The 19,037-nt window shown below is 52.2% G+C and carries 27 protein-coding genes and 1 pseudogene; all 28 read left to right on the top strand.

Features of this window, described 5'->3' with window-relative positions; all coding sequences use genetic code 11:
• Positions 1-11 precede the first annotated feature (11 nt).
• The 28 genes and pseudogenes from traA to trbB all read left to right on the top strand — a co-directional run bounded on the left by traA (position 12) and on the right by trbB (position 19,030).
• The gene (gene traA / locus CWM57_RS24745) at positions 12-380 is read left to right on the top strand and encodes a type IV conjugative transfer system pilin TraA (RefSeq protein ID WP_020316649.1); all 369 of its coding nucleotides are present in this window, start codon (positions 12-14) and stop codon (positions 378-380) included.
• 13 nt (positions 381-393) lie between these two features.
• A complete protein-coding gene (gene traL, locus CWM57_RS24740; RefSeq protein WP_095027391.1) occupies positions 394-699 on the top strand; it encodes a type IV conjugative transfer system protein TraL in 306 nt (101 codons plus the stop codon).
• Between the two features lie 19 nt (positions 700-718).
• A complete protein-coding gene (traE, locus tag CWM57_RS24735; RefSeq protein ID WP_020316627.1) occupies positions 719-1,285 on the top strand; it encodes a type IV conjugative transfer system protein TraE in 567 nt (188 codons plus the stop codon).
• Positions 1,272-2,012: a type-F conjugative transfer system secretin TraK gene (traK, locus tag CWM57_RS24730; protein ID WP_064182676.1), complete on the top strand. Its 741-nt coding sequence runs from the start codon at positions 1,272-1,274 to the stop codon at positions 2,010-2,012. The genes traE and traK overlap by 14 nt, the downstream gene beginning before the upstream one ends.
• On the top strand, positions 2,012-3,436 hold the full coding sequence (gene traB, locus CWM57_RS24725; RefSeq protein ID WP_100676549.1) for an F-type conjugal transfer pilus assembly protein TraB: 1,425 nt from the start codon (positions 2,012-2,014) through the stop codon (positions 3,434-3,436). Before traK ends, traB begins: the two co-directional genes overlap by 1 nt.
• Positions 3,429-3,848, top strand: a pseudogene (traP, locus tag CWM57_RS24720) (conjugal transfer pilus-stabilizing protein TraP); the annotation flags it as partial. The gene traB and the pseudogene traP, both read left to right, overlap by 8 nt.
• Before the next feature lie 207 nt (positions 3,849-4,055).
• Positions 4,056-4,640, top strand: coding sequence for a type IV conjugative transfer system lipoprotein TraV (gene traV, locus CWM57_RS24710; protein ID WP_015632500.1), 585 nt, complete (start codon positions 4,056-4,058; stop codon positions 4,638-4,640).
• A gap of 131 nt (positions 4,641-4,771) precedes the next feature.
• The gene (locus CWM57_RS24705) at positions 4,772-5,182 is read left to right on the top strand and encodes a hypothetical protein (protein ID WP_048263635.1); all 411 of its coding nucleotides are present in this window, start codon (positions 4,772-4,774) and stop codon (positions 5,180-5,182) included.
• Between the two features lie 4 nt (positions 5,183-5,186).
• Positions 5,187-5,471: a hypothetical protein gene (locus tag CWM57_RS24700; protein WP_086075698.1), complete on the top strand. Its 285-nt coding sequence runs from the start codon at positions 5,187-5,189 to the stop codon at positions 5,469-5,471.
• Positions 5,472-5,494: 23 nt separating this feature from the next.
• A complete protein-coding gene (locus CWM57_RS24695) occupies positions 5,495-5,713 on the top strand; it encodes a hypothetical protein (RefSeq protein WP_004171484.1) in 219 nt (72 codons plus the stop codon).
• Positions 5,714-6,025: a hypothetical protein gene (locus CWM57_RS24690; protein WP_100676551.1), complete on the top strand. Its 312-nt coding sequence runs from the start codon at positions 5,714-5,716 to the stop codon at positions 6,023-6,025.
• A gap of 66 nt (positions 6,026-6,091) precedes the next feature.
• Entirely contained in the window at positions 6,092-6,496 is a 405-nt protein-coding gene (locus CWM57_RS24685) for a hypothetical protein (protein ID WP_100676552.1), read from the top strand.
• Positions 6,493-6,783 (top strand): hypothetical protein, encoded by a 291-nt coding sequence (locus tag CWM57_RS24680; protein WP_100676553.1) that lies wholly within the window; start codon positions 6,493-6,495, stop codon positions 6,781-6,783. Before CWM57_RS24685 ends, CWM57_RS24680 begins: the two co-directional genes overlap by 4 nt.
• 7 nt (positions 6,784-6,790) lie before the next feature.
• Positions 6,791-7,189, top strand: coding sequence for a hypothetical protein (locus tag CWM57_RS24675; RefSeq protein ID WP_165784257.1), 399 nt, complete (start codon positions 6,791-6,793; stop codon positions 7,187-7,189).
• Positions 7,190-7,260: 71 nt separating this feature from the next.
• Positions 7,261-9,900 carry a type IV secretion system protein TraC gene (gene traC / locus CWM57_RS24670; protein ID WP_020323518.1) on the top strand — a complete coding sequence of 880 codons (2,640 nt, stop codon included), beginning with the start codon at positions 7,261-7,263 and terminating at the stop codon, positions 9,898-9,900.
• Positions 9,900-10,289 carry a type-F conjugative transfer system protein TrbI gene (gene trbI / locus CWM57_RS24665; RefSeq protein WP_100676555.1) on the top strand — a complete coding sequence of 130 codons (390 nt, stop codon included), beginning with the start codon at positions 9,900-9,902 and terminating at the stop codon, positions 10,287-10,289. Before traC ends, trbI begins: the two co-directional genes overlap by 1 nt.
• A complete protein-coding gene (gene traW, locus CWM57_RS24660) occupies positions 10,289-10,915 on the top strand; it encodes a type-F conjugative transfer system protein TraW (protein ID WP_020314628.1) in 627 nt (208 codons plus the stop codon). Before trbI ends, traW begins: the two co-directional genes overlap by 1 nt.
• 19 nt (positions 10,916-10,934) lie before the next feature.
• A complete protein-coding gene (gene traU / locus CWM57_RS24655) occupies positions 10,935-11,918 on the top strand; it encodes a conjugal transfer pilus assembly protein TraU (protein ID WP_223176982.1) in 984 nt (327 codons plus the stop codon).
• A 14-nt stretch (positions 11,919-11,932) separates the two neighbouring features.
• A complete protein-coding gene (locus CWM57_RS24650) occupies positions 11,933-12,481 on the top strand; it encodes a hypothetical protein (RefSeq protein ID WP_022631518.1) in 549 nt (182 codons plus the stop codon).
• Positions 12,482-13,201: 720 nt separating this feature from the next.
• Positions 13,202-13,804, top strand: a complete 603-nt coding sequence (locus CWM57_RS24640; protein ID WP_022631520.1) for a hypothetical protein — start codon at positions 13,202-13,204, stop codon at positions 13,802-13,804.
• Between the two features lie 144 nt (positions 13,805-13,948).
• Positions 13,949-14,596 carry a type-F conjugative transfer system pilin assembly protein TrbC gene (trbC, locus tag CWM57_RS24635; protein WP_039698503.1) on the top strand — a complete coding sequence of 216 codons (648 nt, stop codon included), beginning with the start codon at positions 13,949-13,951 and terminating at the stop codon, positions 14,594-14,596.
• A 58-nt stretch (positions 14,597-14,654) separates the two neighbouring features.
• Complete coding sequence (gene traN / locus CWM57_RS24630; RefSeq protein ID WP_060598862.1) at positions 14,655-16,610, top strand: type-F conjugative transfer system mating-pair stabilization protein TraN; 1,956 nt, start codon at positions 14,655-14,657, stop codon at positions 16,608-16,610.
• A gap of 32 nt (positions 16,611-16,642) precedes the next feature.
• Complete coding sequence (locus CWM57_RS24625) at positions 16,643-16,924, top strand: hypothetical protein (RefSeq protein ID WP_022644736.1); 282 nt, start codon at positions 16,643-16,645, stop codon at positions 16,922-16,924.
• Positions 16,914-17,141, top strand: a complete 228-nt coding sequence (locus CWM57_RS24620; protein ID WP_012540032.1) for a conjugal transfer protein TrbE — start codon at positions 16,914-16,916, stop codon at positions 17,139-17,141. The genes CWM57_RS24625 and CWM57_RS24620 overlap by 11 nt, the downstream gene beginning before the upstream one ends.
• 10 nt (positions 17,142-17,151) lie before the next feature.
• Complete coding sequence (locus tag CWM57_RS24615; protein WP_012539967.1) at positions 17,152-17,478, top strand: hypothetical protein; 327 nt, start codon at positions 17,152-17,154, stop codon at positions 17,476-17,478.
• A 20-nt stretch (positions 17,479-17,498) separates the two neighbouring features.
• Positions 17,499-18,251, top strand: a complete 753-nt coding sequence (traF, locus tag CWM57_RS24610; RefSeq protein ID WP_004152677.1) for a type-F conjugative transfer system pilin assembly protein TraF — start codon at positions 17,499-17,501, stop codon at positions 18,249-18,251.
• A 10-nt stretch (positions 18,252-18,261) separates the two neighbouring features.
• Positions 18,262-18,501, top strand: coding sequence for a type-F conjugative transfer system pilin chaperone TraQ (traQ, locus tag CWM57_RS24605; RefSeq protein ID WP_023340931.1), 240 nt, complete (start codon positions 18,262-18,264; stop codon positions 18,499-18,501).
• Positions 18,473-19,030, top strand: coding sequence for a type-F conjugative transfer system pilin assembly thiol-disulfide isomerase TrbB (gene trbB / locus CWM57_RS24600; RefSeq protein WP_032433944.1), 558 nt, complete (start codon positions 18,473-18,475; stop codon positions 19,028-19,030). Before traQ ends, trbB begins: the two co-directional genes overlap by 29 nt.
• Positions 19,031-19,037 lie beyond the last annotated feature (7 nt).

Below are 19,037 nucleotides of genomic sequence, written 5' to 3'. Positions count from 1 at the left end.
AGGAAATAAATATGAATGCTGTATTAAGTGTTCAGGGTACTGCTGTCTCTGAAGAAACCAAACCGTCTTTTCTGTCTCGCGTTTTCAATAAAAAGAAAGCCCTGAAAGTCGCTAAAGTTGCGCTGCCGGTTGCTGCTGTGGCGGCGTTCTTCCCGGATGCTGCGATGGCCACCACCACGGCAACCGACCTGATGAAGTCCGGGGATGCGACCGTTAAAGGCACGTTTGGTAAGTCTTCCAGCGTCGTCAAATGGGTGGTTCTGGCAGAAGTCGTCGCCGGCGGCATCATGTACATGATGACCAAAAACGTGAAGTTCCTGTTCGGCTTCGCGATTATTTCCACCTTTATCACCATCGGTATGTCAGTCGCCGGTTACTGACAGGACGCTCGTGATGACGGGAGACGAATTAAAGCGATACCGTTTCCCGGAAACACTGACTAACCAGTCCCGCTGGTTTGGCTTATATCTCGATGAACTTATCCCGGCCGTGATTTGTCTCGGCTGGGGTTTCTGGACCAGCAAGTTCATTTTTGGTATAGCTGCAGCGGCACTGGTTTTCTGGGGTATCAAGAAACTGAAAAAAGGGCGGGGCAGTTCCTGGCTACGCGACCTGATTTACTGGTATCTGCCAACCTCCCTTCTTAAAGGTTTCTTTCATGATGTTCCGGACTCCTGTTTCCGGCAGTGGATTAAATAAATCAACGGGGAAATAACATATGGAACATGGTGCCAGACAAAATACCACCCGCGTTATCGCTGTGGGATTTATCAGTCTGGGGACACTCCTGACCCTCAGTCTTGCGACCAATATTATCCAGGGCATAAATAATTACCGTCTTCAGACAGAACAGAAAGTCGCTGTGACACCGATGTTATTCAGTGCTCCCTTTGCGGTGTCTCAGAACCAGGCTGACGCCTCTTATATTGAGCAGCTGGGCCTGTCCTTTATTGCCCTGCGTCTGAATGTCACGCCGGAAACGGTTGATGCCCAGCATCAGCAGCTACTCCGGTATGTATTACCCGCCTCGCAGAACAGCCTCAAGGTCCAGCTGGCTGAAGATGCGAAACGCATTAAAGACAATAACGTTAATGCCACCTTTTATATGACGTCGATCCGTGCCTGGCCGGCAGAGAACCGCGTGGATATCCGGGGTGAGCTGAAAACGTGGATTGGGGATTCCAAACCCTACAGTGAAATTAAAAGCTATGTCATTCAGTTCAGTCGTGTCGATGGTGTCAGCTGGCTGGCGCGTTTTGGAGAAATAAATAATGAAAAAAATTAACCCGTTATTTATTTCAGGCTGTCTGCTGTTGGTCGCCCCCGCGATGTCAGCGACCCTCAGCGGTACGCTGGCGCCGACAGTGGTCCCCCTGACCAATGGCGGTCAGGCAAATATTGCCGTGAGTAACACCGACCCGAATCTGTTCACTGTACCAGGCGATCGCATCACGGCGATAAACAGCCTGGACGGTGGCCTGACAAACCAGGAGCAGACCGACAGCGGCGGCGCCATTCTGGCGACCGTCAGTAAAAAACCATTCACCTTCATTGTGGAAACCGAACGCGGGCTGAACTTCTCCATTCGTGCCGTGCCCCGTGCGGGCTCAGGCCGGACAATTCAGCTGGTCAGCGAGCTGGCGGGGACACCCGGTCCGGCAAAAGCCTGGGAAGAGTCGAACCCCTATGAATCGTTACTGGTTTCGCTGAATCGCGCCGTGCGCCAGGGCAGCGTACCCGATGAGTATCAGTCTGTCCCCGTCACCTCTGAAGTGCTGCAGGTGCCGGCTGGTCTGCGCGCCACTGCCGACCGGGTCTGGGTCGGGCACCACCTGAAAGTGGTCCGTTTCAGTCTGGATAACGTCTCCCTGTCGCCCCGTATGGTGCGTGAAAGCGATTTCTGGCAGCCCGGAACACGTGCCGTCATGTTCAGTACCCCGGCGGGCCTGCTGACTGCCGGTGGTCGCATGCAGATCTGGGTCACGACGTCAGATGAAGGAGTGAAGCGCTGATGGCCAACTTCAACACGCTGATCAAACGTAAGCAATATATCTGGCTGGGACTCATTCTGGCGGGCGGCGCAGCAGCAGTCGGAGGCGGGCTGTATCTGTCAGATCTGAACATGAGCTCTGATGAGGAAGCTCCGGCTCAGGGCGAACCCGCGCCGGATATGACCGGGGTGGTCGACAGCAGCTTCAACAGTAAGGTGGAGCAGCACGCGACCACCGAAATGCAGGCGACTGCCGCAGATCTCAACAAGCGTTTTGACTCCCTGCAGGGGGAAGTGGAACTACTGAGTAAGGCGCGAACCGCTGACCAGATACGTATCGACAAGCTCAGCAGTGACAATGAAGCCATGCAGAATCAGCTGAAGGCGCTGGGCGTGAAACCGGCTGTCTCTGGTGGCGAGCCCGCGCCTACTCCTCCGTCACCGCCACCCGGTCCGGAAGGGGAGCCGCAACCAGCCAGTTATCCGCCGCAGACCGGCGCCGCGGTACCGCCTCCGACGGCATTCTATCCGGGGAATGGTATGACACCGCCGCCGCAGGTCAGCTACCAGTCTGTGCCGGTACCAAACCAGATACAGCGTAAAACGTTCAGTTACGACAAAGGAAAGAACGCGAAGTCATTGCCGTACATTCCGTCGGGGAGCTTTGCAAAAAGCATGCTTATCGAGGGGGCAGATGCCAACGCGTCTGTTACGGGGAATGAATCCACTGTACCGATGCAGCTGCGTATCACCGGTCGCGTGGAAATGCCAAACAGCAAAACCTACGACCTGACAGGGTGTTTTGTGGGGCTTGAAGCCTGGGGCGACGTATCGAGTGAGCGCGCCATTGTCCGGACCCGCAATATCAGCTGTATCAAAGGTGATAAAACCATCGATCAGCCCATTAACGGCCACGTGTCATTTATGGGGAAAAACGGGGTTAAGGGAGAGGTGGTGATGCGTAACGGAAAAATCCTCGGCTGGGCATGGGGGGCCGGTTTTGTTGACGGGATTGGTCAGGGCATGGAACGGGCTTCACAGCCGGCAGTTGGCCTGGGGGCAACCGCATCTGTTGGCGCCGGTGATGTTCTGAAAATGGGCGTCGGCGGTGGTGCATCTAAAGCTGCGCAGACGCTGAGCGAGTACTACATCAAAAGGGCCGAGCAGTATCACCCGGTCATTCCGATTGGTGCCGGCAATGAAGTAACCGTGGTCTTTCAGGATGGTTTTCAGCTGAAAACCATTGAAGAGCTGGAAGCGGAAAAGAACGGGCAACAGCAGGCTCAGAATCAGGAGGCGGAGCCGGCACCGCAGGCTGATGCACATCATCAGTCAGGCGGCGGTATGAACGGATTCAATACTGACGAGATGCTGAAGAAGCTGGGCAAACTTGATCCGCGGGAGTTCTCTCCGGGCGCAGCGCCGCAGGGGGAAAATAATGGCTAAGTCTCTCATTACTGCTGTTCTGTCAGCACTGCGCTGGGCTCACTGGCTGGTTAAGTGTGCGGTGGTCTATCCGCTGGCCATGATGATGTTACTGGTTGTTCTGGTGTTCCGGACGGGACCGTACACGTTCGGCCAGACGCTGGTGAAAACCGTAGAGTCTGTGCAGCAGGAGGGATATGTCATTCAGGACTGCACCGGGCCGAAAGAACTCTATGGTGATGCGGTGAACGCACCACTGCCTCCGGTTTTACAGGAAGACTGCACCACCGTCAGTACGGATGCGGCAGGGTATGCAGCATATATCGACCAGAGCTATACGCATAATATTCTCTGGCTCTGGCTGCTTATGTCTGTGGTGTTTACCGGGATGGCTGTGGTTTTCCGTAGGACTCCTGTCCGCAGGGGATTTCTCGGGTGAAGGATGTCAGGGGGGGTACCTGCGTAATGAAGAGGATGCAGGAGAAAAAGGAGCCTAAGCCTGTACCTCAATCTGCAAATTATTTAGACCCCAAACTTTATGAGGAGCTTGTAAGGGCTGCTAATAATCTTGCAGAAGCAGTATTCAGGAAGACTGACTGGAAATCGATTTTTAAAAAATAAACAGATTACGGGTGAATATATGAAGGAATTAATGCTGTTAATTCCTCTGGGCAGCGCTTTGCTCTTAACCGGGTGTGCGGGCACAGAGACCGAATTTCAATGTAATGCCACGACGTCGGATACCTGTATGACGATGGAACAGGCAAATGAAAAAGCGAAGCTGAAAGAGGAACGCAGTGACGCAAAGCCGGCTGCGGCCGGGTTGCCACAACTGGCTGAGGGTAATTTCAGAACAACGTCAGTTAATTCGTACCCGTTGCCGCCTCAACCTAACCTGAACCGGGCCAGAGTGGCAGCGGAGAAAGATCGAGCACGGGCAGTGTACCTAAATAATCCAACGGCAAAGAATGAGGCAGCATATTTCGAAACCGAGAAAAGGAGCCAGTCTTTGCCGGTAGTGAAAATGTCTTTACCAGTTGTGGCGTCAACGTTTACGTCGCCATCAACGCTGCCAGGTAATTATCCCCGGCCATTAAGAAAAGGGGAGGAGACAACGTCATTGTGGATAGCGCCGTATGTGGATGCAGATGATGTATATCACCAGCCAGCAACGGTTCTTTTTGTCGTGACACCATCGGCGTGGGGACAACCTCGCCTTAATTGATTCACAGCGCCATTACTGGCGCTGCAGTAAGTTTTCATTTCTGAATTATAACGAGTGCCCTCTGCGTTGAAAGGGATGGGCGGTAGCGTGTGAAATGAACGTCGATAACGAAAAATGAAAGGATTTGAAAAATGACTGACTCAATAAAATATCTATGGCTGCTTTTGCGCGAAGATTCGTCATATATTTTTATGTTGATGTTGATTGTTGGCACTGCCGTAGTAATGTCTTTCTTTTTGCAGAGGTTGTTTGTGTCATGGTGGGGTAAGTCAATCATTCTGATAATGTGTATTGTCGTCGCGATTACAGAAGTTTTTGGCTTTCTTGAGCCTGAGTCAACATATAAACAGATTCAAACCAGAAAACAGGATGTCATCTATACGCTGAAAAACTGCAGAATCTCCGCATTTGAAGCGCAGCAGGCAGGGTTTCTGGCTAAAGCGAAAGATGGCTGGTCTTGTCCGGATGGCGTAACACGGTATATGGATGTGAGATACAGGGATAAGGCAGAGGTTAATAAACTTAGCACGGAGGGTAAGTAACGTGATGGATGAATTATTCAAATGGCTGCTTGCTCTTGCTTTTTCAGTATATCTATTGCTGTTTGCTTTCAGTAATGACCCTGTACCAGAAGCGCTAGCACACCACTGGACTCATGACTGCCACTTGCTGGAGAGGAATATTGATAAAGGTTTATTCTCTCCCACGCAAAACCGGCTTCAGTGTGGTGATGTCATTGAAAATGTCAGTACAGATGAGTATGAACAGGCGATAAGCGGGAAAAAGCCGGTCACCTTACAGGAGTTAATCGAAGGGATGTTCAGTCGTTAATATATAAACAGGGGAAATAAAGTATGCATGCCTTTATTTTTCTGGTGCTGATGACGCCGAGTAGTGGTGGTGGAATTTGGGATATTACTCCCATGCCTAATACAGATGTCTGCATAAAAATGCTACGGGTACTCGAAGCACGTGGAGGCAGAGGTTACGGAAGTAATACAGGAGAGTGCATTGAAATTAAAACACGCGAGCCTTTGAACAGCGTGATGGAAACATTGAGTGAGGGTGGGTAAATGGCTGAATACCAGTTAAGTTTTGATGGTTTTGTACGACTGTTTTTTGCAATGGCAATCATTATCTGTGGTTACGGCTATGTAATTATTGGTGTTTTTGTAAGAGATACGCTTGCCTGTATTTTAATGTTGTTTGGGCTTACAGGTCTCAGTGCTTTATTTTCTTTCATGGTGTTCATGGATAAAAACATGTGGGCCGGTTCTCCTGATTTGACGCTGTCAGTAATAACGGGATTTTTTACAGCCACAGTGATCTTTTATATGTTTTATGTCTTGATTTATTCCTTTGATCGGATGGGGGCAGGTGAATAGTAAGACCGATGGTCAGTATTAACAATCTCACGTTATTTGAAAGTATGCAGCATAAGGAATAAGAAAGTGAAAGCGTACTATATACTTGGACATAACGTTGCATGGCTTAACGGTATATGCCTGATTCTTTTTGTTATTGGTGTGGTCGGTGCGCTGGCAATGGTTGCCATCCCTGAAAAACTCAATCTTCGAGTTAACAGAGGCGATACATTCATATACTGCGCGCTTATAGCGGTGGTTGGGTTTTGCGGGATGTTCGTTATCTCCATTCACTCATTTTCGATGGATGAACTTGAAGCAGGTAGACACTGGAAAGACGACTGCAGGACACTTGAGGTAAACATACCGACAGGCGCTTTTACCAGCCCTGTTAATAAACTGGACTGTTCTGGTGTCACCATTAATGTGCCTCGGGGACAGTATGATGTATATATCCGTCAGTGGGAATTATACCAGGCGAATAAAAAATGAAAATAAACGTCGTGAGCATGGTTAAAAACATTGTTATCCTAGCCTTTCCACTCTTTTTGCTGGGTGGCCTGCTGTATCTTGTTTACGATGATTACAGAGATAACGGTACAGCGACTGAAGAACAGTTATTAATGATTTCTCATGAAATACCCTGTGCCGGTGAGGGTTTTCGAACGGCACTCCGTAATAGCCCGGGACCATTAACCCTTCGCGATGCGAAGACAATTGCCGCTAAATGTACCGAGAAATATAAACAACTTAACGCACTGAACGCTATGAGCAAATAATCAGGGGATGGATATGATGCTGTTTTTTAGAAAGTATGGATTTTTGTTTATCCCTCCAGTCTACTGGCTCATCTATCTGGGCGCCAGGCTGACTTACAATGGACTGGTCGGAGAGTTTTCTCCTGATTTCTTTCAGAGTATTCGACATGATGGTGTCTTTATCATCTGTAGTTTGTGCGTTTTTTATTTTTTTTGCTTAGAGGTGGGGGGGAGTGATGTGGAGTTCTCAGCGAACATTCTGTTCCTGATTGTTTTCTTTCATGTGGTTTTATTATTTATCACTCTGCTTATTTGTTTGTGGAAAGGGGCGATGTTGTTGGATGCGATCTTTACGGGTCAGATTATTGCTTCCATGTGTTTATTGTTTTTCATTCCTGTGTTTTCCATTATAAGAAGGAGTTTCTAGTGCGGCTGTGAATATTCTTCTTGCCATTTATTACCCTTGTTATTTTGAAATGCTCTTAAAGGAACGCCCGCATGAGTAATAACATTATCGATGCCGTCACCCAGGCTGTGAATTCACTGGTGTCAGCACTGAAGCTGCCCGACGAATCCGCGAAAGCCAATGACACGCTGGGCAGCATGAATTTCCCCCAGTTCAGCCGTATTCTGCCCTATAAGGATTATGATTCCGCGACCGGTCTGTTTATTAATAACAAAACCGTCGGTTTTATGTTTGAGGCGCGTCCTTTACCCGGTGCGGATAAAAGTATCGTCGCCACACTGGAGCATTTACTGCGCAGCAAACTTCCCCGGGGCGTCCCGGTCAGTTTTCATCTGGTCTCCAGCAAACTGGTCGGCAATGACATCGACTATGGTCTGCGTGAATTCCGCTGGAGCGGTAAACAGGCTAAAAAGTTTAATGCCATCACCCGCGCCTACTATCTCCGGGCGGCGGAAACACAATTTCCCCTGCCGGACAATCTGGATTTGCCCCTGACGCTGCGAAACTACCGCGTGTACATCTCCTGCTGCGTGCCCCGGAAGAAGAACTCCACCACGCAAATCGTGGAGCTGGAGAATCAGATTAAAGTGTTACGGGCATCGCTCGGCGGGGCTTACATCCCGACGCGTATCCTCGATGCGGCCGGGATGGTCGAACTGATGCGGGAGCTGATTAACCCGGATCCGCATGAGATGTACCGGGTGCCGTACAAGCTGGACCCGTATCAGGACCTGAACTATCAGTGCGTGGATGACAGCTTTGATATGCAGGTCACCGCCGGTCATCTGAAAATTGGCCGCCTGGGGCGTGACGGGAAAGAGTGCGTGACCCGGGTGACGAACTACCACCTGGAGTGTGATCCGGAAATCGCCTTTCTCTGGACCGCTGCAGACAACTACGCCAACCTGCTGAACCCGGAGCTCTCCATCTCCTGCCCCTTTGTCATCACACTGACGCTGATGGTGGAGGACCAGGTGAAGACCCAGAACGAAGCCAACCTGAAATTCATGGACGTGGAGAAGAAAAGCAAAACCTCCTACGCGAAGTACTTTCCGAACGTGATAAAGGAAATGCAGGAGTGGGGCGATATCCGCCAGAGACTGGCGACCAACCAGACCTCTCTGGTGTCCTACTTCTTTAACATCACCACGTATACCGCCGATAACGCAGAGGCCTCTCTCGCTACCGAGCAGCAGGTGCTCAACAGTTACCGTAAGGGTGGCTTCCAGCTTATCCCGGCCCGCTATCATCACCTGCGTAATTTTCTGGCCATGATGCCGTTCAAATGCGGCGAAGGCCTGTTCAAAGAGCTGCAGGCGGCAGGTGTGGTGAAGCGGGCGGAGACGTTCCAGGTGGCCAACCTTCTGCCGATTGTCGCTGACAGTCCGCTGGCGCCGGCAGGACTCCTGGCGCCCACCTACCGTAACCAGCTGGCGTTCATCGACCTGTTCTACGAGGGAATGAACAATACCAATTTCAACATGGCGGTCTGCGGCACCTCCGGGGCGGGCAAAACCGGTCTGATTCAGCCCCTCATTCGCAGCGTGCTCGACTCCGGCGGGTTTGCCTGGGTGTTCGACATGGGCGACGGCTACAAGTCCCTGTGTGAAAACATGGGCGGCGTGTATCTCGACGGCGACTCGCTGAAGTTTAATCCGTTCGCCAATATTCTCGACGACGCTAACTTTGACCTGTCCGCCGAGCGTATCCGCGACCAGATGTCGGTGATGGCCAGTCCCAACGGCAACCTGGATGAAGTGCACGAAGGTCTTCTCCTGCAGGCGGTCCGGGCGGCCTGGCTGAGTAAGCGCAACAAGGCGCGTATCGATGATGTGGTGGCCTTTCTCCGGAGCGAGAAAGACAGTGAGGAATACGCCGACTCACCGGGGGTGCGCAGCCGTCTTGATGACATGATTATCCTGCTCGACCAGTACACGGTGAACGGGCTGTACGGGGAGTACTTCAACTCTGATGAGCCGTCCCTGCACGACGATGCCCGGATGGTGGTCCTTGAGCTGGGCGGGCTGGAGTCGCGCCAGTCCCTGCTGGTCGCGGTGATGTTCTCGCTCATCATCTATATCGAAAACCGGATGTACCAGTCCCCGCGCAGCCTGAAAAAACTCAACGTTATCGATGAAGGCTGGCGACTGCTGGACTTCAAAAACGAAAAGGTGGGGACCTTTATCGAGAAGGGCTACCGGACGGCGCGCCGGCACACCGGGGCCTATATCACCATCACCCAGAATATCGTGGATTTCGACTCCCCGACCGCATCGAGCGCTGCACGCGCTGCCTGGGGGAACTCCTCGTACAAGGCCATTCTGAAACAGTCAGCGAAGGAATTTGCCAAGTATAACCAGCTGTACCCGGATCAGTTCAGCAAGCTGGAGAAAGACATGATTAACGGCTTCGGTTCGGCAAAAGAGCAGTGGTTCTCCTCCTTTATGCTGCAGGTGGAAGCGAACTGCTCCTGGCACCGCCTGTTCGTCGACCCGCTCAGCCGTGCGATGTACTCCTCAAAAGGCCCGGATTTTGAGTACATGAAAGCGCGCCGGGAAGAGGGGGTTGATATCCACGATGCGGTGTATGGCCTCGCGTGTCGCAACTTTAAAGAAGAAATGGCTGAGCTTGAATCCCGAATACCGGTGAATGACATGGAGGATAAACAGTGATGAAAAACAACACCGAACAACCGGTCAGTACGACCTCTCATACCTTTCGCCGGATACCCGTCATCGTCGCTCTCGTGCTTTTCGCCCTGGCAACCAGCGCGTTTCTCTCGCGCGTGGTTCTGGAGTACTCCACGCCGCGGGTGGTGGCTTTTGATATGAAGAAAACGCTCGACAGTTTTATGGACAGTGTCAGCCAGAAGCAGCTGACAGAGGCGCAGTCAAAAGCGCTCTCTGAACGGTTTAACGACGCGCTGGAGAAGAGTCTGGCGGAGTATCAGCAGCAGCATCATGTGGTCATTCTGGTTTCACCTGCCGTGGTTCAGGGCGCACCCGATGTGACCCGCAACATCCAGCACGACATTGCCCGCCGGATGAAAGGAGAACAGTAATGATACGACTGAAAGGCTGTCTGCTCGCCGCCTGTCTGTTATCGCCGCTGACTCAGGCGGCTGATCTCGGTACCTGGGGGGATTTATGGCCCGTCCGGGAGCAGGACATGCTGCAGCTCATCACGCAGCGTCTGCAGTCGCTGCAATCCTCTGGCCAGTGGGACCAGACGATGGACGCGTTTAAGCAGCGGGTTATCGAGAACAGTCAGCGTCCGGCGCCGGTGGAAGGCATTAAGCGTGCGGAGAAATACGAGCAGCGCTGGTTTGATCCCAGCATCCGCCTGACCGAAGACCTGAAGGACAATGAGGGGCGGGTGTTTGCCCGCAAGGGCGATGTGGTGAACCCGCTTAAAACCGTACCGTTTGTCCAGACCCTGTACTTCATCAATGGTGACGATGCCGACCAGCTGGCCTGGATGAAGCGTCAGGTGCCGGAAACCCTGATGAGCAAAATTATCCTGGTGCGCGGCAGTATCCCTGACACCTCCGCAGCGCTGGACAGCCGGATCTATTTCGACCAGAACGGCGTACTGAGCAAGCGATTTGGCCTGACGGCGGTCCCGGCGCGGATCACGCCGGCGCCCTCCGGTGAACGGCTGAATATTGAGACCTTCCCTGTAAAATAAGGATGTTTCTGTGAAAACCCTGACGCTTTTCCTGAGTGCCCTGATGTTGTGGGGGTACAGCCTCAGTGCGGCTGCTGACCCCTCATGTGAGGGCCGGTTTGTTAACCCGATCACCGATGTGTGCTGGCGCTGCATCTTCCCTCTGTCGCTCGGCAGCGTGCAGGTTGGTAAAGGCGACCTGCCTGATACCAGCAATCCCGGTAATCCCCTGCAGCTGTGTCCGGCGCCGCCACCGCTTTTTGTTCGCCCCGGTCTGGCCATCGGGTACTGGGAGCCGATGGCCATGACGGACGTCAGCCGTTCGCCAGGTTGCATGGTCAATCTGGGGGGCTTCAGTATCAATCTCGGCAAGACTGGCATGGGAACCGCGAGAAAGGACGATAAGCAGGTGAACGGTGCCTTCTATCACGTTCACTGGTACAAGTACCCGCTGACGTACTGGCTGAACATCATCACTTCTGCAGGCTGTCTGGAAGGCGGAGACATGGATATTGCCTATCTGTCCGAGATTGACCCGACCTGGGTGGACAGCAGCCTCACCACCATCCTGAATCCGGAAGCGATCCTGTTTGCCAACCCCATCGCGCAGGGCGCCTGTGCTGCGGATGCGCTGGCCAGTGCATTCCATATGCCGCTGGATGTGCTCTTCTGGTGTGGTGGAAGCCACGGCTCACTTTACCCGTTTAACGGCCAGGTCAGTAATGAATCCAGCCCGCTGCAGTCATCGGTACTGGTCAGTGAACGTATGGCCTTCAAGCTTCACCGGCAGGGACAAATTATGGAGAGTATCGGGAAGGACAAGGCGGTCTGTTACGAATATCCCTCCCCGATCATCCCGAAAGAACGCTGGCGCTATCAGATGGTGAACATGTATCCGGACAGTGGTCAGTGCCATCCGCTTGGACGCAGCGTGATGCGCTGGGAGGCCGGCAAAAATCCACCCAACTCCCGCAAGAACTATGGCTACCTGATGTGGCGTAAACGTAACTGCGTATTTTTGTAACCCGGAGGCAGAACATGAAGCATAAGCATCTGGATTGTTTGATGCAGGACTTACACAATATCAGTCAGATGATTGCCGATGATATCCTGCAACGATCGGAGGCTGCCAGGGAGGTACAGGAAGTGCTCGATACCATGCGAATGACACTATTAAACAGAAAATGCCCCTCTTCGCGACTGGCTGAGTATGCGGTCTGTCTCCTGCGGGCAGAACGATATCGACAGGTGCGGATTTACGGTAAATCGTTAAGAGAAGTCAGGGATCTCAGCCTGTGGATTACAGGACTGAAAGCCTTCAGACGGAGACTGGAGAAAACAGAGGAAACCTGGCGGTACCGCCAGTGGGAAGCAAGCCGTGCTGCATATTCGCTGGCCGGATTATTTATTCTGCCAGCGTACCTTATTTTCTCCCTTGCAGTAGGTGTCGGTTGCGACTTACGGATAAGCTCGGTCATCCTGGGGGGATATCTTGTCTGTTTAACTGGCGTGGCTGTCCGGGCCAAAGACTGCGTAGCCATTTACTGGTCGTTGTACAGTTTCATTCCTCTGGTGATGCTGAATTGATATTTTTGATGCTCCTTTTTTTGATAGCAAATGCGTGCCCCGTGCGCCCGATTTTAACCCCGTTAGCGTGAAGTTTGTGTGAGAAAAGACAAAAGCGGGTCCGACCGCCATAGCGAAAGTTCAGCACTGCTACTTCACTCCAGCATAGTTTGTAAGCTTTGCAGTAACAGGGTATTTTCCGCTTCCTGAATTCTTTCTTCAGAAAGTTTTTACCTTGCACTCTTATCAGGTGAGATGAAAAATAAATTTTCTGGAAAGGTAATGCCTGAAGAACAACGATGTTGTCAACCAGTCTTACCAGTGCGCTGACATATTCCTTCTTTGAGGTTTCGTCAGGTAAATATTTTGGCTGAATATCTATCCTCAGGTTCCTGAATGCGGTTAGTAGCAACCCTGACTCTTTGCACCTCAGGTTCGCAAAGGTCATATAAAACACTACGCAAGGAAATATAATTGAGAGAATAATGAATAACGGGGTATTAAAATAGTTTTGTGGAGAAAAGTGGCAAAATAAAGAAATGAAATAAATACTGAAAAGCAGGACGAAAATAACCTGAGTGTTGCGGGTGTGCTGAAGAAACAGAAATAAAGAATGATGGTATCTGAACCTGAGCCTGGCAGTGAACGCGAAACCAAACAGTACGATCGCTACGGTATAAAGCATCTTTGTCCTCCTGGACGAATCCCTTAATGTAAAATACACCCAAACGGAGAGTCTACATGACTGGTATCAGTACAAAAAAGGATATTGAATACATAAAGGCCGTTTTTAATGACCTCAGTGAAGCGTTAACGCAGATGGCATATGGACAGGTTGTTCTGCCCGTCGATATCAAAGGGTTGCTTTCTGACATTCAGGCGTCTCTGATTAAAGGACGTCTGCCATGTGCCCTGGAAGTCGACTGTTTTGAGGAAAGCCTTCTTTTGTTCCTCCGAAGTGTCAGGCAGCAACGGCAAAGCATTGTCTACACCACTGAGGTGGACAGGCAAATGGCCAGACTCAGGGATGTCAGATACTTTCTTGTTGTGTTAACAGGATATCCTGAGAGAGTACAAGAACCACCCCGGTTACTGTGGAGATGGCGGGATATTAAAACGCTGTCCGTGCTCTTCCTCAGTGTAGTACTGTCTTTTTGTTCTGTCCTTTATCTCGCCTCAGGTAATAATGGTGCTGTGCATGGTGTTTATTGTATTGCGATAATTTTATTTTCTATTTCAATATATGCATTAGAAGAGTCTGGGGTTGGTGGTGTGGTGTTTTCTCTCTCGGGGGTGACCATTTTTACTGTTGCTGCTCTTTGCGAATACTTACCGCCTCAATAACTGGTTTTTGGCGTTGTCATGAAAGTATGCTTTGTAAAATAACTTACTCTTTTTCTATTTACAGACGTCGGTCTGGCGTTTTTGGCAATTATAGATTGTCCTGACGCATCATTTTCCACATAACTGTCGACAGAAGAGAATAATATGAATAAAAGAATTAGGGGGCTGGCCTGGGGGCTGAGTCTGCTTTGCACGACGGCGTCAGCCGCTGACAATATTAATACTCCCGGGGACCAGCAGTGGCTGAAGCAGCAGGAGAACCTCAGCGAACAGCTGCGCCAGCATCCGGATAAACAGCTGCAGCAGGAACTTGAGGCGCAAATCAGTCGCAATCCTCTGCCCAAATCTGACCGCCAGTTTATCGATAATCTGGCCAGTCAGCAGAAAGCGGCGAATCAGGAAAAGCCGGCAGAAGGGGCGCTGTACTTTGTCTCCTTCTCGATACCTGAAGAGGGGCTGAAGCGGATGCTGCACGAAACCCGGCAGTACGGCATTCCGGCGACACTGCGTGGGCTCATCAATAACGACATGAGGACCACCACTGACGCGGTGCTGCAGCTGGTGAAGGATGGCGTGACCGACGGGGTGCAGATCGACCCGACACTGTACACGCAGTACGGCATCCGGAGTGTGCCGTCTCTGGTGGTACGGTGTCAGGCCGGGTATGACGTGGTACGCGGTAACATTCACGTCAAACAGGCGCTGGAGAAAGTCGCACAAACCGGTGACTGCGCACAGGTGGCCCGGCAGATGCTTGATGCGCCCTCAAATGCCGCCGGGAGCCAGCCATGAAAGATAAACCGTACTTCATGGCGTTACCGGAAATGGTGAGGGATGCGGGAGGGTGGAAATGAAGACGGTTATTTCCGTGCTGACCGCGCATTTTTTTGTCCTGGGTACCTTCATCTGGCTGGCATCCCCCGCCTGCGCTGACAGTGGAGGCGACTATAAAGCCGGCTCGGATTTTGCGAAACAGGTGCAGGGCAATGGTCTGAACTCACTGAAAAATTTCAGTGGTGAGCAAAACCTGCCGGGGTATACCGCCAACCCGGATCAGACAAAATACTACGGCGGCGTCACTGCCAGCGGAGACAGCTCCCTGAAAAGCGATTCTGCCCTGGAGTTCAGCCAGGGGGATACCGGCAAAACGATTACGGAGTCGTTCACGAACCGGCCACCGGATCAGATATCTCAGGATGCGCCGTTTATTCAGGCCGCAAAGGATACCGAATCCCGTGCCGACAGCATTGTCGGCGATACCGGACAGTCCTGTACCGCCCAGGTTGTGAACCGCAGCGAGTTCACAAACCATACCTGCGAGCGCGACCTGCAGGTGGAAAATTTTTGCACACGGGAAGCGACCCTGAAGGATAACGCCACCACGCAGAAAGTTAACCGAACCTATCAGCAGGTGGTGACGCTGAATTATACCCGGAGTACCCGGCAATGGAGTGGCAACCTGACGATCCCGACCGATGGGCGTCTGCTGAATGTCTCGGTGGATGGTGAGCCTCTGGTGATCCCCTGGATTGAAGAATGCGACGCCGAAGGGAAGGTGCGGGATAGCTGCAAGAGTGCAGTGAGTGAAAGCCTGACCCTCTTTGAACGAACGTTCCCCATTGATGTGATCAGCTGGCCACGTTCAGAATCGATATGTTCAGGCGGCCAGAACACGCATTGTACGAAATATACCTATGACGGGAAGGCGAAGATTCATCAGTCGTTTGGTGTGGACAAAGTGGTCACTGCAGGGCAGAACTTTGCTGTAAGCAAAATATCACGAACCGTATCATCGGCCAGCCAGAAACCCGTACAGGTCACGGTCACCCTGGTGATGGAGGAAACCGAAACCGTCTACGCACCTGAAGTCGTCTGGGTGGAAAGCTGTCCGTTCAGTAAGGATGAAGGGACAAAAACGGGCGAGGAATGTATCAGTCCGGGAGGAACGCGAACCATCACCCTCGGAGGCAGGGATTACTCGTTCACGGAAGCCTGCTGGAAATATAAGGATACCTGGCTCACGCAGCCGGCGGACAACGGGTCCTGTGAAAGCCTGATGAAAAATACGGCTTGTACCCTGTCATCCCGCCAGTGCGCCTTCTCCAGCGAGGAAGGCACGTGCCTGCATGAGTATGCGACATATTCCTGTGAAACCAGGACGAGCGGGAAACAGATGGTTTGTGGCGGGGATGTGTTCTGCCTCGATGGGGAGTGTGACAAAGCCACGTCCGGGAAGAGCAACGACTTTGGCCAGGCCGTGTCTGAGCTGGCAGCGCTGGCGGCTGCAGGGAAGGATGTCGCGGCACTGAACGGGGTGGATGTCAGGGCCTTCACCGGAAAAGCGAAATACTGCAAAAAATTCGCGGCTGGCTTCAGTAACTGCTGCAAAGACGGCGGCTGGGGCCAGGATGTGGGGCTGGCACGCTGCAGCAGCGAGGAAAAGGCGCTGGCCAAAGCGAAAAAAGACAAGCTGACGGTCAGTATCGGGGAGTTCTGCTCTAAAAAGGTTCTGGGTATTTGCCTGGAGAAAAAAAGGAGCTATTGCCAGTTCGACTCAAAACTGGCGCAGATCGTTCAGCAGCAGGGCAGAAACGGCCAGCTGCATATCGGTTTTGGCGGCGCCAGCAGTCCTGACTGTCGGGGCATTACCGTCGCGGAACTCCAGGGGATTGATTTTAACGAGCTGGATTTCACAAACTTCATGGAGGATTTAATCAATAACCAGAAAATCCCGGATAACAGCGAACTGACCGAAAAAACAAAAGCGCGTATTAAAGAACTTCTCACGCAGTCTTCAGCAAAGTAACTCTCCATTAATAACATATCAAAGGTGACTAAATGGCTGCGTCCTTGATGGTCGTTGTTTTGCTTGTGCTCTTTCTTTTCATTCCGGCCTGTATCGCCCTGTTCATGTCAGGCCGCAGTCTGCTCCTGATATTCCTGGGTGCCGTGGCGTGCCAGGCGGCTGTTGCCGTTGCGTTTGCAGGACTGTCTGCCCGGGGCTGGTCTGAGTCGATGGGGATGGGGGCGGCATCACTCATTTTCTACGTTATCGGGCTGCACAAGGCTGACGGTGTAAAACAGAATACTCATAACGGGAGAGAAAAGAATGAAAGTTAATTTTCACAAACATCCTGCCGTCGATTTTTCTCTGAGACTGACGCTGACGGTAATTATCATATCTCCGGTGATTTATTTCTCCTGGGATGCTGTCAAAGGGACATCGGGGAGTGATTATGTTGAGAGTGTGGTCTTTATTCTCTGCATGGGCGGTGTCGGGCTTATGAATTATCTGTTTTTTTCGGCGCTGACCAGACTTTTACAGAAGGGAAAATAAAGGAGCAGGGATGGAAGAGAGAAAATCGTATGGAATGGTGGTGCTGTTTGTCAGCGTGTTTGTTGTTTTTCTGGTGAGCATTATGTCGTACAGCCTGTGGCGGGACAGACAGGTTAACGCATTTATGACCACCAACCGGGCCTGGGGGATCCAGTGCGACACTGTTTCTCAGGCCGCGTGGGTGATCAGGGACGGGGAGCGGGTGGACCTTCAGATAAATCATCTGCCTCTGTACTGCAGCGGTTACCGCTTTGAAGCCCGTGATGATGCAGGAAAGATACAGCGCCAGCTCGATAAATACAGTGTCTATCAGCATCTGTCACGCCAGTCGCAATAATTCATAAAAGGGTATTAGCCATGCGAACAATACATGCCGCCATGCTGGCGGGGTGCCTTTGCTGCGCCCTGATGCCGGCTTTCGCCAAAGACGCGGGCTGGCAGTGGTACAACGAGAAACTGAAGCCCCGTGATGAGGACAGGAAAGCCGTACCAGCGGCACCACCGCCGCAAATGGATATTCTGGAGAAACTCGCCACACTCCAGGCGGCCACCAAACGGTCGTTGTACGAAGCCATTCTGTATCCATCGTCTGAAAACTTCGTGAAGTATTTCCGGCTGCAGAACTACTGGACGCAGCAGGCAGGTTTGTTCTCGATGAGTGCGAAGAAAGCGATGCTGGAAAACCCCGAACTCGATTACAACCTGCAGTACAGCCACTACAACGGCACGGTAAAAAACCAGCTCGCTGCCGACTATGCCGAACAGCGACAGGCTATCTCCACCCTCGCACAGCACTACGGCGTGATGTTCTTCTACCGGGGCCGGGAAGCGATCGATGGCCAGCTGGTCCAGGTGATTAAAAATTTTCGCGAAACCTATGGCCTGAGCGTGATACCGGTGTCGGTTGACGGAGTGATTAACCCCATGCTGCCCGACAGCCGGACGGACCAGGGCCAGGCAGAGCAGCTTGGCGTGAAGTTCTTCCCCGCGATGATGCTGGTTAACCCGAAAAGTGGCCAGGTGAAGCCTCTCAGTTACGGCTTTATCAGTCAGGACGACCTGGCGAAACAGTTCCTCTATGTCTCCAGTGACTTTAAACCGAATTTCTAAGGAGTGTGTCATGCGAAATATTCGTTTTCCGGATTTAGATATCACCGGGATGTGGGTGCTGGCCGTGGGCGTGTTTTTCCACCTGATAGCCCGGCTTGTCAGAAAACAGCCTGAAATGGCCGTGCAGGCCGCTGAAATTCTGGGATTAGGAATGGTGGTGTTCGGGGGATACCGCATTCTTAACGCCCTCATTGCTGAAGCCGAAAAAGAGGAGAAAGCCTGTGAAAAGCAGCCTGAAGAACATCGCTAAGACGCCGCTGGCGGCACTGGCTCTTTCCCTTGCTCTGGCCGGGATGGCACAGGCGGGCACGCTCGATGAGGTGAAGTCGCTCTGGGATCCGCGGGGAATCTCCGGTAGTGAAACGGCTTCCCCGCAGAGCGACACTCCCCAGGCGGTGAGCGGGGCATCTCAGCCACGCTGGTTACGGCTCAGCAACGGAAAGCAGGTGGACCTGCGCGACTGGAAGGTGGTGCTGTTCATGCAGGGACACTGTCCCTACTGTCATAAATTTGACCCAGTGCTGAAGCAGCTGGCCGGACAGTATGGCTTCTCCGTGTTCTCTTACACCATTGACGGACAGGGTGATGACGCGTTTCCGGAGGCGCTGCCGGCGCCTCCTGACGTGATGCAGACCTTTTTCCCCAATATCCCGGTGGCCACCCCGACCACGTTTCTGGTCAACGTGAACACCCTGGCAGCGTACCCGATCCTGCAGGGCGCCACGGATGCACAGGGCTTTATGGCCAGAGTGGATACGGTATTTCAGATGATGCACTGAGTCTCTG

This window comes from Klebsiella sp. G-Nf4, assembly GCF_002810615.1.
Taxonomy (GTDB): domain Bacteria; phylum Pseudomonadota; class Gammaproteobacteria; order Enterobacterales; family Enterobacteriaceae; genus Klebsiella; species Klebsiella variicola.
The sequence above is the reverse complement of the archived record's forward strand: the minus strand, read 5'-3'. Positions and strand labels throughout refer to the sequence as shown.